Consider the following 12,693-nt stretch of genomic DNA (forward strand, 5'->3'; position numbering starts at 1 on the left):
CCCTCAGATTCGTCAGGGGAAAACCATGATCTCACTACCATTTCTATCCCGGCTCGCGGGGCCTGCCGTCCTCCTTCTCGCCGCCGGCACTCTGGCGGCCTGCTCGGTCGAGGTCGATGAAGGCCCCGGCGGCTACAATCCCCGCCCGCCGCAATTCTGCACCCGAGAATATGCGCCGGTCTGCGGCGAGCGCGGCCGCGACCGCCAGACCTTCGCCAATGCCTGCGAAGCGCGCTCCAGCGGCTACGGCATCATCGGCCGCGGCGAATGCCAGTTCCGCCGCCCGGATCGCGACCAGACCGGCTGGCAGGACGAGGATCGCGACGGCTGGAACAATGACGGCCGCGACCGTGACAGGGACCGCAATCGCAACGATCGGGACCGCCGGGAGCGGGAGCGTGACCGCAACGACCGGGGCGACCGTGAACGCCCGCGTGACCAGCGCGCCTGCACGATGGACTACAATCCGGTCTGCGGGCGCCGCGGCCCGGATTTCAAGGAGTTCGGCAATGCCTGCTCGGCGGAGGCGGCCGGCTTCACGGTCTATCGGCGCGGCCAGTGCCCGATTGGCTGAGCCCATCCCGATCGGTAGGCTGCACGCTCAACGCCTCCGTCATCATGGCCGGGTTTGACCCGGCCACCTAAGCCCATTGAAAAATATGGATCCTCGGGTCCAGCCCGAGGATGAAGTCGAGCGCGGGCGGATTTTCATAAAAGTCGGGGCGATTGCCTCGAACCTCGTCAGCGCCCCGGCAGTGGACAGGCCTCACCGCCGCCAAAGAGGCGCGAGCGGGTGAGAAACCGTTTCTCCCGGCCATTGTCGAGCGAGAACATGCCGCCCCGACCCGGCACCACGTCGATGATCAGCTGCGTGTGCTTCCACACATCGAACTGGCTCTCGCTGATATAGACCGGCACACCGCCGATCTCGCCGAGCTTTACGTCCCGATCGCCGACAATGTAGTCGTCCGCCGGATAGCACATCGGTGAGGAGCCGTCGCAGCAGCCGCCGGACTGGTGGAACAGGATCTCGGGATGATCGGCCTGGATCTCCCGGATGAGCGACAGCGCGGCGTCTGTCGCCACCACACGCGGCTCGGTCGTGACTTCGGTCATGGCAGCTCTCCTCCAAACGGTTTTCCCTCTCCCCGGCTACGGGGAGAGGGATGGAGCGAGGAGCGACGGCGGACAGCGCTCCCACGCCCGTTGCACGCCTTCTCCGGGGGGGGGGGGAGAAGGAGAGCGGTCGCTCAGAAGAAACCGAGCGCCTTGGGAGAGTAGCTGACCAGCATGTTCTTGGTCTGCTGGTAGTGGTCGAGCATCATCTTGTGGTTCTCGCGGCCGATGCCCGACTGCTTGTAACCGCCGAAGGCCGCATGGGCCGGATAGGCGTGGTAGCAGTTGGTCCAGACACGGCCGGCCTGGATGTCGCGGCCGAAATGGTAGCAACGGTTCGCTTCGCGGCTCCACACGCCGGCACCGAGGCCGTAGAGCGTGTCGTTGGCGATGGCGAGCGCTTCCGCATCGTCCTTGAAGGTCGTGACCGAGACCACCGGCCCGAAGATCTCCTCCTGGAAGATGCGCATCTTGTTGTGACCGCGGAAGACGGTCGGCTTGACATAGTAACCGCCCGAGAGATCACCGCCGAGATCGTTGCGCGCACCGCCCGTCAACAGTTCCGCACCCTCCTGCCGGCCGATGTCGATATAGGAGAGAATCTTTTCAAGCTGCTCGGACGACGCCTGCGCGCCGATCATCGTCGCGGTATCGAGCGGGTTGCCCTGCACGATCTTCTCGACACGCTTGACGGCCTTCTCCATGAAGCGGTCGTAGATCTTCTCATGTACCAGCGCGCGGCTCGGGCAGGTGCAGACCTCGCCCTGGTTCAGCGCGAACATCGCAAAGCCCTCGAGCGCCTTGTCGAGATAGTCGTCATCCTCGCGCATGACGTCTTCGAAGAAGATGTTCGGCGACTTGCCGCCAAGCTCCAGCGTGACCGGAATGAGGTTCTGGCTGGCATATTGCATGATCAGGCGGCCGGTCGTCGTCTCGCCGGTGAAGGCGATCTTGGCGATGCGCGGATTGGAGGCGAGCGGCTTGCCGGCTTCCAGGCCGAAGCCGTTGACGATGTTGAGCACGCCGGCAGGCAAGAGATCGCCGATCAGCTCGGCCCAGACGAGGATCGAGGACGGCGTCTGTTCGGCCGGCTTCAGCACCACGCAGTTGCCGGCGGCGAGAGCAGGCGCCAGCTTCCAGGCAGCCATCAGAATCGGGAAGTTCCAGGGGATGATCTGGCCGACAACACCGAGCGGCTCGTGGAAGTGATAGGCGATCGTATTGTGGTCGACCTCGCTGATGCCGCCCTCCTGTGCACGAACGCAGGATGCAAAATAGCGGAAGTGGTCGATGGCGAGCGGGATGTCGGCGGCCAGCGTCTCGCGCAGCGGCTTGCCGTTGTCCCAGGTTTCCGCACGGGCGAGAAGGTCGAGATTGTCCTCCATGCGCTGGGCGATCTTCATCAGGATGTTGGAGCGCTCGGTGGTCGAGGTGCGGCCCCATTTGTCCTTCGCGGCATGGGCTGCGTCGAGGGCGAGCTCGATATCGGCAGCGTCAGAACGGGCGATCTCGCACAGCTTGCCGCCGGTGACCGGCGTGATGTTGTCGAAGTAGCGGCCGGCGACCGGCTCCTTCCACTCACCGCCGATGAAGTTGCCGTACTTTGCCTTGTACGGGTTTTCGACGATCTTCTGGTGCAGCATGTCATTCCTCCCATGTAGGGCCCGGACGGGCCGTCGGAGAGGATGGTGCTGCGCTTCGGCCGATCGCGGTAGAGGGGGCAGGACGATGGCGGCGGCGACTGTTTCAGAATTGAGACAGGCCGGCGCGACAGCCTGTGCTGCATTGCAACATCAGTTGATCGAGAGCTTCTTCATCTTGCGGTACAGCGTCGCGCGGCTGATGCCGAGCAGGTCGGCCGCCTGGCTGACATTGCCCCCGGCGCGTGTCAGCACGCGGCGCAGCGCCGCGCGTTCCGCATCGTCGAGGTCGCGCCCGTCCTCCGCCCTATCCTCCTGCAGGAGGTCGGAGGCGGCGACGCCCGTGGCGATGCGCCGGTCGTCGAGACCGAGCACCTGGCGCGCGGCGCGGGTTGCGCCCAGAACCAGGTCGTCGCGATCGACGGCGAGCAGCGCCGGCGCGCTACGCCCCTCGACGGGCACAAGCAGGATGCGCGCGGCGGAGAAGGCGCGGCGGAAAAGCCCCGCCTCGATGCGCGCGGCGGCATCGCGGATCGCCTGCGAGAGGATCGACATGGTCATCTCGCCCGCATCGTCACGGCAGGTGGAAATGTCGATGGCAGCAGCGATGCGCCCCGTATGATCGCGGATCGGCGCAGTGGTGCAGGAAAGGCCGGTGTTCTGCGAGAGGAAATGCTGGTCGCGCAGGATGAGCACGGGCCGCTCGTCGGCCAACGCGGTGCCGATGCCGTTGGTGCCGACGCTCGCCTCGCTCCACACCGTGCCGGACCAGAGCCCGACACCGCGAAAATCGCGGTCGTCGCCCGCCGCCCCGCGCCGTTCGAGCGCAATGCCGTTCTCATCCGTCAGGAGCAGGCAGCAGCCGGCCTTGCCGACCGTGGCGAAGAGCCGGTCGATCTCGCCGCGCGCCTCCTCGATCAGCACGCTGGAGCGCGCCCGCGCCTGCCGGAATTCCGGCTCGGTCAGGCGCCAGGGGTGGCGTGCCTCTTCGGGGGAAAGCCCGTGCAGCGTGAGGCAGCGGCGCCAGGAAGCAGCCACCGGCGAACTGGCCGCGGCCGAGGTGTGGGCCGCAACGCTCTGCACATGATCTGCGTGATCGAAACGCATGGGCATCCGCTCTCCTCCCCGAAAGCTTCGACCGATCGTCGCGCCAGAATACAACGCTCAACGACTATAGCCATGTTTGCGCCTGCCGGTCCAGCAGGACAAAGGTACAAGACTGGGGCGAACAGGGCTCCGTCGAGGCAATGGCCTCCTGTCCGTCCTGCCGGGTCCTGCCCTTGCCGAAACCCTGTTTCCAAGCCGCCCGGCGCCTGTTACCAGTGCACATTCCTGTCCAGCATCGATCCTTGCCATGTTTCGTGATTTTTCCGCCCAAGCCCTGTTCATGGGCCTGCTCACCGCCTTCGTCGGTTTTGCGAGTTCCTTCGCCGTCGTGCTGCACGGACTGACCGGCGTCGGCGCCACGGAGGCGCAGGCGGCCTCCGGCCTGATGGCGCTGTCCGTGTCGATGGGCGTCTGCGCGATCGTGCTCAGCGCCACAACGCGGCTCCCCGTCTCCATTGCCTGGTCGACACCGGGCGCCGCACTGCTGGCAAGTTCCGGCGCCGTGGAGGGCGGCTTTGCGACGGCCGTCGGCGGGTTCCTCGTCTGCGCGGTGCTGATCGTCATCGCGGGTCTATGGAAGCCGCTTGGCCGCATGGTCGCTGCAATCCCGGCGACCCTCGCCAATGCCATGCTGTCGGGCGTCCTCATCGGCCTCTGCTTCGCACCGGTGAAGGCCATCGCCTTCGATCCGCTGCTCGGCCTGCCGATCGTCCTTGCCTGGGTGGTCGTCGGCAGCATCAACAGGCTTTACGCCGTACCGGCGGCGCTTGCCGCCTTCGTCGCCGTGCTTGCCTTCGGCATCGACATTCCCGAAGGTGCCCTTTCAGGCCTCGCCGACTCGCTGCTGCCGCGGCCGGAGATCGTCGCACCCGTCTTCACCGTCGCCGGGCTCGTCGGCATCGCACTGCCGCTCTTCATTGTCACCATGGCCTCGCAGAACATTCCGGGCATCGCCGTTCTGAAGGTCAACCACTACGAGCCCAGTCCCGGCCCGCTTTTTGCCGTCACTGGCTTCTTCTCGCTGCTGTCGGCCCCCTTCGGCGGCCATGCGGTCAACCTTGCCGCCATCACCGCCGCCATGTGCGCCGGAAGCGACGCGCATCCCGACCCGGCCAAGCGTTACTGGGCGGCGATCAATGCCGGCGTCTTCTACGTGATCTTCGGGCTTGCCGCAGGCGCCGTCACGGCCTTTGTCAGCCTCGCCCCGCCGATCCTCATCCAGGCCGTCGCCGGCCTCGCGCTGATCAGCGCCTTTGCCGGCTCGGCGCTCAACGCCTTCAAGGAGCCGGAGGGCCGCGAGGCTGCGGCGGTGACCTTCCTCGTCACCGCCTCGGGTGTTTCCTTCGCCGGCATTTCCGGCGCCTTCTGGGGGCTGATCGCCGGAGGGCTGATGCTGGCGCTTGCCCGCCTCACGGCAAGGCGCCGCGCCAGGTCCTGATCCTTACTGCTGGAAGGGCAGCGGCTGGCCGTTGACCAGCACCTTGCCGTCCTTGTCGACCGTCAGGTCCCAGGCCTGCGCGCCGCCGCCGGCATCGCGGGCGAGGCCCTTCATCATCAGGAGGCCGAAGGCGGCCTGGCCGAATTCCGGCACCGTGGCGGCGTTCTTCTGGAGATAGGCGATCGTCTTGTCGAAGTTGCGCATAGTCACCGTCACTTCCGCACTATGGCGATCCTGCTGCTCGGGATAGACCAGCATCTTGCCGGCGAGATGCACGTCGTAGATCGGCGAGACGGCGGAAATGTCCTCGAATTCCATGGTCATCGCGCCGTCCGGCAGGATGATGCGGCCGATCTCCTGGTTCTGCGCCTCCGTCAACGGCTCGGGCTTGGTGAAATCGGCATGGTCGATGAGTTAGTTGACCGCGCCGGCAAGATCGAGATTGGTCACCGCCGCCTTGAAGGTCGCGCGCTCCGGCAGCGCCTCCGCAAAGGCCGCCGGCAGGATGCCGGCCGGCGGCTTGGGCTTCTCCACGCCGAAACCGAAGCCGACACGGGTGGAATGGGCAATGCCGTTCATGTCGATGACATAGCTGATGCTCTCGGCGCCGAACGTACCCTGCTCCGTACCGACGCTCACATTGGAGGCCTTGATCGTTTCGGTGAGGTTGTCGAAGACCGGCAGGGCGGAGCGCAGCATCTCCTTCAGCCGCGCCGCATCCGCCGCCTCCAGCTTGTCCTTGTGCATGTTGTCGAGCACGAAGAAGACGAGGTCCTGCACCACCTTGTTGCGCGCACCATCCATGCTGACATCGATGTCGACCGTGTCGGCGCTGATATCCACCCGGCCGTTCGCACCGCCGGTGATCGTCTCGGCAAAGGCCTTCATCACGCCCGTGCTGGAAATGTCGAGAATGCCCTCGCCCTTCTTCTCCGCGGCAAGACGCATCACCGTCTCGCCGAAGCTTGCCGTGATGCTCTCCTGCGGCGAGGTGCTGGTGAAGGCGATCTTCTCGGCGTTCCAGTCGGCGGAGGTAAAGTAGAGGATTTCAGGATCATAGATGCCTTCGAGTTTCATCGAGGCAATGATGTAGGAGAAGGAGTTCTTGCCCGGCGCGACGTCGACGGACCCCTTGATGTCGAGATTGTCGTTCGCCTCGATACGATAGGTGCCTTCCGGCATGGGCCTCAGATAGGCCGTCATCGGCTTCAACCCTTCGACCGTCACCGCGCCGGACTTGTGCTTCTCGAGCAGCACGGCCGGATTGAAGCGCAGCTCGTAGAACGAGGTCGCCGCCTTGACGCTGACGAGACCCGCCTCGATCATATCCTGCGGCAGGTAGCGCGTGAGCTTCTGCTGGATACTTTCGGCCTCGGCTGGCGAAACCTCCTGGGCAAGGACCGGGCTTGCGGATACAAGCGCGAATGCGGCCGAGGCCATCAGGATCTGTCTTCTCATCGTGGTTTCCTTCGCCGAACTGATTTGCAAGCGAACATCCAATCATGACCGCATCGTGTCAATCCGGCTGCGGGCCTTGCATTTCCGGGCGTTCTCGTTTATCGAGCCCCCGTCCGCGTAGACACCCTTGGAGGCAACGTGGATGAGGCTTTCACGAAATCCTCAAGCTTTTTGCGGCGGCAGGGCGATCCCTGCCTGCGAAGGGCTCTCCAGTAACACACGAAAGGTAAAGCCATGAGCCACGACACTTACGAGCTCAAGGCCGAGACGCGCGAACGGGTTGGTAAGGGGTCCTCCCGTGAACTTCGCCGCAACGGCCTTATTCCCGCAGTCATTTACGGCGACAAGCAGGCCCCGCTCTCCATCGCCCTGTCGACCAAGGACGTCACGCAGCGTATCCACGCCGGCGGTTTCAAGACGACCGTTGCGACGATCGATGTCAACGGCGAGAAGATCAAGGTCCTGCCGAAGGACTACCAGCTTGATCCGGTCCGCGACTTCACGATGCATGTCGACTTCCTGCGCGTTTCGGGCAACACCCACGTCGTCGTCGAAGTTCCGGTTCACTTCGTCAACGAAGAGAAGTCCCCGGGCATCAAGGCCGGCGGCGTCCTGAACATCGTTCGCCACGCTGTCGAACTGCATGCTCTGGCCGGCGACATTCCGGAATTCATCACGGCTGACCTGGCCGGCCTGAAGGTCGGCGACGGCATCCACATCTCGCATGTCAAGCTGCCGAAGGGCACGAGCCCGGTCATCGCCGACCGCGACTTCACGATCGCCACGATCGCTGTCCCGGCTGCCGGCGTGAAGGAAGAAGAAGCAACGGAAGCATCCGAGTAATCGGTTCCGTTCTGACGGCTTCGAAAGCCCCGCATCCCGACGGATGCGGGGCTTTTCTTTGCCCGCTTTCCGCCACTACCGTGGCGTGAGGCCTGAATTTTCAGCACTTTTCCGGACGGCGATTTCAGCAACATTTAAGACTTTGATGAAAATCTAAGCCTCACAGATGGCGAAAGCCAAAGAGGGGCGTTATGGGCGGGCTTGGCATCATGGCATGGGGGCAACCGGCATGAAAATGCATTCGGTGGAAAGCCGCTTCATTGCCATCGTCATCGGCGCCCTGTTCATCTTCGTCGCCCCGCTCTTCGCACTTTTCCTGATCCTTTCCTCCGACCGCGTCGCGCGGGAGCGCCTGGAGAACACAGAAGTGCTGCTTGAGGCCAACGTCCAGGCACTCGGCAAGCCATTGTGGGATTTCGACAAGGACAGCATCGACCAGATCGTCAGCGCGTTGCAGGCAGATGCCGACATCTCCTTCGTCCATGTGCGCGACACCTCGAATGTCATCGACATCAGCAAGCCCGCGACGCGCCCCGACCCGGACGACGCCCGCTCGATCGTCAAGACCGACATCCTCTACAAGGCGAACGACGGCATCAAGAAGGTCGGTACGGCGGAAATCTGGATCCACAAGGAGGGCCTGCTCTCGCGATTCTCGACGGACGAGATGAGCATCTTCGCCATCTTCTTCTTTGCCGTGGCGACACTCTTTACCGCCGCCATCATCGGCAACCGCATCACCGTCATCCGCCCGCTGATGCGGCTGACGGCCGCCATCGAGGCGACACGCCGGCTCGGCTCGCGCCATCATGTCGACTGGACATCGAGCGACGAGATGGGCGCCCTCGCCCACAATTTCAACGAGATGCAGAGCCAGTTGGAGCGCGAGGAGAAGGAGCTGAAGCTCGCTCATGCCCGCGCCACCGACATCTACAATCTCACGCCGGCCATGCTCTTCTCCATCGACGCGGAGAACCGCATCACCGCGGTCAGCGACTACTGGCTGACCGCGACCGGCTATCGCCGCGCCGCGGTGATCGGCCAGAAGTTCACCGACTTCGTTGCCGAGGACTGGCGCGAGACCTATCGCAGGCGCCATGACGAGAACAACGCCAATGGCGGCATCTGCGAGGCGACCGTCCGCTTCCGCTGCGCCGATGGCAGCATGATCGACGTGTTGATCCTGGAAACCGGCGCCGCTGCCAGTAGCCACCGCCAGGCGCTGTCGCTCTCCGTGATGACCGACGTCACCGACCTCAAGGAGGCGGAGAACCGCAACCATCACCAGGCGATCACCGACCACCTGACGGGCCTGCTCAACCGGCAGGGCTTCGAATCGGTGCTCGACGAGCTGATCGGCACCGCCGACAGGCTCGGCCAACAGCTCGCCTGCCTCTTCGTCGATCTCGACCGCTTCAAGTGGATCAACGACAATCTCGGCCATGCCGCCGGCGACGACGTGCTTTGCCAGGTGGCGACACGCCTGCGCCGGCAGCTGCGTGCGGGCGACCGCATCGCCCGGCTCGGCGGCGACGAATTCGCCATCCTGCTCGCCGCCCCGAACGCGCGGCAGCTCGCCATGGATGTCAGCGAACGGTTGGTCGCGAGCCTGCGCACGCCCCTCACCATCAACGGCGCTGACTTGCAAGTCAGCGCCAGCATCGGCGTCGCCGTCTATCCTGATCACGCCTCGACGGCGGCCTGCCTGCTGCAGAAGTCGGACATGGCGATGTATGCGCGCAAGCGCAGCGGCAAGAACGGCGTGCAGCTCTTCGACAACAATATGGTGGACATCGCCCGCAAGCGGCTGGAAACCGAGCAGTTCATCGACCAGGGCCTGCGCGACGACTGGTTCGTCGCCCATCTCCAGCCGATCGTTTCGCTCGCTGACGGACGCGTCGCCGGCTTCGAGGCCCTGATGCGTCTCAGCCACCCCGAGCGCGGCCTGCTGCCGCCGGCCGAGATCATCGGCATCGCTGAGGAGAACGGTTCGATCAGCCGCATCGGGGACACCATCCTCTCGAAGTCGATCGCCAGCCTCGCCGTCATTTCAAAGCTCGATGGGCTTGCCGACAGCTATCTTGCCGTGAACTTTTCGCCCCTGCAGTTCGAGCCCGCTTTGCCCGCCCGCCTTGCCGCCCTGCTCCTGGAACACGGCGTCACACCGTCGCGCATCGTGGTGGAAATCACCGAGGCCGTGCTGATGCTCGACAATCCCATCGTGCGCGAGGTGCTCGACGCACTTTCCGATCTCGGTTGCCGCATCGCACTCGACGATTTCGGCACCGGCTATTCCTCGCTGTCCTATCTCAACCGTTTTCCCGTCGATATCGTCAAGGTCGACCAGTCCTTCACCCGCTCGCTCTCTTCCGACCAGCCGGACGTGCGCCGCAAGAGTCGCATGCTGATCGAGGGTATCCGCACGATCTCGCACCAGATGGGCTGTGCGGTCGTGGCGGAGGGCATCGAGACGACGGAACAGTGGGATATCCTCCAGTCCATGCAGATCGAGTTCGGCCAAGGCTATCTCCTGAGCCGTCCTCTTCCGCTTGACGCGCTCCTGGAGAAACTGGACGAATTCACGATGACGGAAAGGCCGGAGCGCCGCGCCGCTGCCTCCTGATGAAAGACTGAGGACGAGACGATGAAGACGCTGCTTTTGACGCTTTGCCTGTCGCTCGCCCCCTTTTCAGCGCCGCTCGCCGAAACGCTGCATTTCGTGACGGAGGAATACGCCCCCTTCAACTATTCCAAGGACGGCAAGATCACCGGCATCGCGGTCGAACAGGTCGAGGCAATGGCAAAGGCCGCCGGTATCGACTACACGATCGAGATCATGCCCTGGGCCCGTGCCTTCGCGATGGCCGAAAGCCAGCCGATGAACTGCGTCTTCACGACCGGCTACAACCGGGAGCGCGCCGATCGCTTCGCCTGGGTCAATCCGCTGCTGAAAGACGAAATGGTGCTGCTGAAGCGCAAGGATGGCAGCAAGGGGCCGGCAAACCTGCAGGACGCGCTTGCCATGAAGGTCGGCTCGCAACGTGGCGATTTTGCCGTCGAAGCGCTGGAGGGCCTCGGTTTTAAAGAGATCGACCTTGCAGCGGACATCGACATTTCGGTGCGCAAGCTGCTCTCCGGCCGCATCGACCTGATGCCGACCTCGATCAAGACCTATGAGAACCTCATCAACCAGGGCCAGCCGGTTGAAAAGGCCATGCTGATGGCCGGCCAGATTTATGGCCTCGCCTGCCACAGGCAGACCCCACCCGCGCTTATCAAGCGGCTGCAGGCGGCGCTCGACCAGCTCATCGTCAGCGGTGAGCAGGACCACATCTACACAGCCTACGGCCTGCCGCCGAACCCGCGCACGGCCGATGGTGGCGCGAAGAAATGAATGCGGACGGTTGACTTCCGGTCGCTTTCGCGGTGGTGAAGGCCGGACAGATCCATTTTGCGGACCATTCCATGCAGATCATCGCGGGGCTCGGCAATCCGGGCGCAAAATATGCGGGCAGCCGCCACAATATCGGTTTCATGGCGCTGGACGCGATCCACCGCAAGAACCCCTTCTCGCCCTGGTCGAAGAAGTTCAAGGCAGAAATCTCCGAAGGCGAGCTTGCCGGCGAGAAGGTGCTGCTCGTCAAGCCGCAGACCTTCATGAACCTGTCGGGCGAATCCGTCGGTGAGGCCATGCGCTTCTACAAGCTGGCGCCGAAGGACATCGTCGCGATCTACGACGAGCTGGATCTTGCGCCAGGCAAGGCGCGCATCAAGGTCGCCGGCGGCCATGGCGGGCACAACGGCATCAAGTCGATCGACGCCCATTGCGGCAAGGACTATCGGCGCCTGCGCCTCGGCATCGGTCATCCGGGCGCCAAGGAACTCGTCACCAACCATGTGCTCGGCGATTTCGCCAAGGTCGACCATAGCTGGCTCGACCCGCTGCTCGACGAGCTCGCCCTCAATGCCGACATGCTGGTGCGGGGAGAGGATTCGCAGCTGATGAACAAGCTGGCGCTCGCCACCGGCAGCAAGCCGGAAGCGGAAAAGACCCCCGCACAGAAACCGGCCGGCCAGTCCCATATCCGCCAGGCGCGCAACCACGCCCAGCCGAAGATCCTGCCGACGACCGGGCCGATGGCGGAGATGCTGAAGAAACTGCTCGGCAACAAGGGCGACTAGGATGGCTGCGGACGTGGACCTGCGCCCCGCAGAACCGGGCGATCTTCCGGGGCTGCTCGCGCTCTATGCCGAACTCAATCCTGCCGATCCGCCGCTGGATGCGGCAACGGCGCATGATCGCTTCGCCGCAATCCTCGCCCAGCCCGGCATGACGATCTTCGTCGCCGCGGACAGGCAAAAGCCGCTCGCCTCCTGCACGCTCGTCATCGTGCCGAACCTCACCCGGGGCGGCGCCCCCTATGCGCTGATCGAGAACGTCGTCACCCACCACACCGCCCGCCGGCGGGGCCTCGGCCGTGCCGTCATCCGGCATGCGATCGATACGGCCTGGGCGGCCGGCTGCTACAAGGTCATGCTGCTGACGGGCCGGGGCGACAGCGAAGCCCATGCCTTCTACACGAGCTGCGGCTTCCGGCAGGACAAGACCGGCTTCCAGATCCGCCGTCCCACACCGAATTGACTACTCCTCCGGCTCGGTCTGGAAGAGCAGCGGGAAGCCTGCCTCCTTGGCAAGGTCCGTCGCTTCCTTCGCCTTGGTCTCGGCAATGTCGCGGGCGCAGACGACCACCACCGCCGTGCCCATCTTGTGTGCGGTCATCATGACGCGATAGCTCGTCTCCTCCGCCATGCGGAAGACGGCCTTCAGCACCAGCGTCACGAATTCGCGCGGCGTGTAGTCGTCGTTGACGAGAATGACCTTGTAGAGCTTCGGGCGCTCCAGCTTCGGCTCCGTCACGGTTTTCGGGGTGAGGGTCGTGTCACCATTGCTCATGGGAAGCTCCTCGTATTCCGGCTCCGAGCGGTGTGAGCCCCATTGTGCACCGCAGGAGAGGCGACTTCAAGGCCCTGCATGGCCGAAGGCCTTGACCCTGCCCCCGCCATCCCCCATAGCGAGGGCAACGATTTTCT

Annotated in this window: 13 protein-coding genes; 7 read left to right on the top strand and 6 right to left on the bottom strand. The window is 64.3% G+C overall.

What is annotated here, in order from left to right; all coding sequences use genetic code 11:
• Positions 1–25 precede the first annotated feature (25 nt).
• Positions 26–574: a Kazal-type serine protease inhibitor domain-containing protein gene (locus K0P03_RS13005; RefSeq protein ID WP_023514572.1), complete on the top strand. Its 549-nt coding sequence runs from the start codon at positions 26–28 to the stop codon at positions 572–574.
• Positions 575–741: 167 nt separating this feature from the next.
• Here K0P03_RS13005 and K0P03_RS13010 read toward each other — a convergent pair whose 3' ends face one another.
• The 3 genes from K0P03_RS13010 to K0P03_RS13020 form a co-directional block, all read right to left on the bottom strand.
• Entirely contained in the window at positions 742–1,116 is a 375-nt protein-coding gene (locus K0P03_RS13010) for a DUF779 domain-containing protein (RefSeq protein WP_023514573.1), read from the bottom strand.
• A 134-nt stretch (positions 1,117–1,250) separates the two neighbouring features.
• Positions 1,251–2,759, bottom strand: a complete 1,509-nt coding sequence (adh, locus tag K0P03_RS13015; protein ID WP_023514574.1) for an aldehyde dehydrogenase — start codon at positions 2,757–2,759, stop codon at positions 1,251–1,253.
• Positions 2,760–2,909: 150 nt separating this feature from the next.
• Positions 2,910–3,869, bottom strand: coding sequence for a helix-turn-helix domain-containing protein (locus K0P03_RS13020; protein WP_050744193.1), 960 nt, complete (start codon positions 3,867–3,869; stop codon positions 2,910–2,912).
• Positions 3,870–4,110: 241 nt separating this feature from the next.
• Here K0P03_RS13020 and K0P03_RS13025 point away from each other — a divergent pair, with 241 nt between their 5' ends.
• Entirely contained in the window at positions 4,111–5,301 is a 1,191-nt protein-coding gene (locus K0P03_RS13025) for a benzoate/H(+) symporter BenE family transporter (RefSeq protein WP_272789805.1), read from the top strand.
• A 3-nt stretch (positions 5,302–5,304) separates the two neighbouring features.
• Here K0P03_RS13025 and K0P03_RS13030 read toward each other — a convergent pair whose 3' ends face one another.
• Together K0P03_RS13030 and K0P03_RS13035 are read right to left on the bottom strand one after the other, a co-directional pair.
• On the bottom strand, positions 5,305–5,679 hold the full coding sequence (locus tag K0P03_RS13030; RefSeq protein ID WP_272789806.1) for a hypothetical protein: 375 nt from the start codon (positions 5,677–5,679) through the stop codon (positions 5,305–5,307).
• A 36-nt stretch (positions 5,680–5,715) separates the two neighbouring features.
• Complete coding sequence (locus K0P03_RS13035; RefSeq protein ID WP_272789807.1) at positions 5,716–6,759, bottom strand: hypothetical protein; 1,044 nt, start codon at positions 6,757–6,759, stop codon at positions 5,716–5,718.
• A gap of 234 nt (positions 6,760–6,993) precedes the next feature.
• On the opposite strand from K0P03_RS13035, the gene K0P03_RS13040 reads away from it, so the two are divergent.
• The 5 genes from K0P03_RS13040 to K0P03_RS13060 all read left to right on the top strand — a co-directional run bounded on the left by K0P03_RS13040 (position 6,994) and on the right by K0P03_RS13060 (position 12,244).
• The gene (locus K0P03_RS13040; RefSeq protein WP_023513613.1) at positions 6,994–7,602 is read left to right on the top strand and encodes a 50S ribosomal protein L25/general stress protein Ctc; all 609 of its coding nucleotides are present in this window, start codon (positions 6,994–6,996) and stop codon (positions 7,600–7,602) included.
• A 229-nt stretch (positions 7,603–7,831) separates the two neighbouring features.
• Entirely contained in the window at positions 7,832–10,225 is a 2,394-nt protein-coding gene (locus K0P03_RS13045) for an EAL domain-containing protein (protein ID WP_443020549.1), read from the top strand.
• A 21-nt stretch (positions 10,226–10,246) separates the two neighbouring features.
• Positions 10,247–10,996 carry a substrate-binding periplasmic protein gene (locus K0P03_RS13050; protein ID WP_272789808.1) on the top strand — a complete coding sequence of 250 codons (750 nt, stop codon included), beginning with the start codon at positions 10,247–10,249 and terminating at the stop codon, positions 10,994–10,996.
• Positions 10,997–11,067: 71 nt separating this feature from the next.
• Positions 11,068–11,784 carry an aminoacyl-tRNA hydrolase gene (pth, locus tag K0P03_RS13055; protein WP_272789809.1) on the top strand — a complete coding sequence of 239 codons (717 nt, stop codon included), beginning with the start codon at positions 11,068–11,070 and terminating at the stop codon, positions 11,782–11,784.
• Position 11,785: 1 nt separating this feature from the next.
• Positions 11,786–12,244: a GNAT family N-acetyltransferase gene (locus K0P03_RS13060; RefSeq protein WP_272789810.1), complete on the top strand. Its 459-nt coding sequence runs from the start codon at positions 11,786–11,788 to the stop codon at positions 12,242–12,244.
• Here the strand turns inward: K0P03_RS13060 and clpS are convergent, their stop codons facing one another.
• Positions 12,245–12,556: an ATP-dependent Clp protease adapter ClpS gene (gene clpS, locus K0P03_RS13065; protein WP_023513608.1), complete on the bottom strand. Its 312-nt coding sequence runs from the start codon at positions 12,554–12,556 to the stop codon at positions 12,245–12,247.
• Between the last annotated feature and the right edge of the window lie 137 nt (positions 12,557–12,693).

The sequence above is a fragment of the Shinella sp. HY16 genome, from assembly GCF_028534175.1.
GTDB lineage: Bacteria > Pseudomonadota > Alphaproteobacteria > Rhizobiales > Rhizobiaceae > Shinella.

What these genes read in the sequence shown, in the direction of transcription:
- K0P03_RS13005 (WP_023514572.1), top strand. Translation starts at nt 26, where the DNA reads ATGATCTCACTACCATTTCTATCCCGGCTCGCGGGGCCTGCCGTCCTC.
- K0P03_RS13010 (WP_023514573.1), bottom strand. Translation starts at nt 1,116, where the DNA reads ATGACCGAAGTCACGACCGAGCCGCGTGTGGTGGCGACAGACGCCGCG.
- adh (WP_023514574.1), bottom strand. Translation starts at nt 2,759, where the DNA reads ATGCTGCACCAGAAGATCGTCGAAAACCCGTACAAGGCAAAGTACGGC.
- K0P03_RS13020 (WP_050744193.1), bottom strand. Translation starts at nt 3,869, where the DNA reads ATGCCCATGCGTTTCGATCACGCAGATCATGTGCAGAGCGTTGCGGCC.
- K0P03_RS13025 (WP_272789805.1), top strand. Translation starts at nt 4,111, where the DNA reads ATGTTTCGTGATTTTTCCGCCCAAGCCCTGTTCATGGGCCTGCTCACC.
- K0P03_RS13035 (WP_272789807.1), bottom strand. Translation starts at nt 6,759, where the DNA reads ATGAGAAGACAGATCCTGATGGCCTCGGCCGCATTCGCGCTTGTATCC.
- K0P03_RS13040 (WP_023513613.1), top strand. Translation starts at nt 6,994, where the DNA reads ATGAGCCACGACACTTACGAGCTCAAGGCCGAGACGCGCGAACGGGTT.
- K0P03_RS13045 (WP_443020549.1), top strand. Translation starts at nt 7,832, where the DNA reads ATGAAAATGCATTCGGTGGAAAGCCGCTTCATTGCCATCGTCATCGGC.
- K0P03_RS13050 (WP_272789808.1), top strand. Translation starts at nt 10,247, where the DNA reads ATGAAGACGCTGCTTTTGACGCTTTGCCTGTCGCTCGCCCCCTTTTCA.
- pth (WP_272789809.1), top strand. Translation starts at nt 11,068, where the DNA reads ATGCAGATCATCGCGGGGCTCGGCAATCCGGGCGCAAAATATGCGGGC.
- K0P03_RS13060 (WP_272789810.1), top strand. Translation starts at nt 11,786, where the DNA reads ATGGCTGCGGACGTGGACCTGCGCCCCGCAGAACCGGGCGATCTTCCG.
- clpS (WP_023513608.1), bottom strand. Translation starts at nt 12,556, where the DNA reads ATGAGCAATGGTGACACGACCCTCACCCCGAAAACCGTGACGGAGCCG.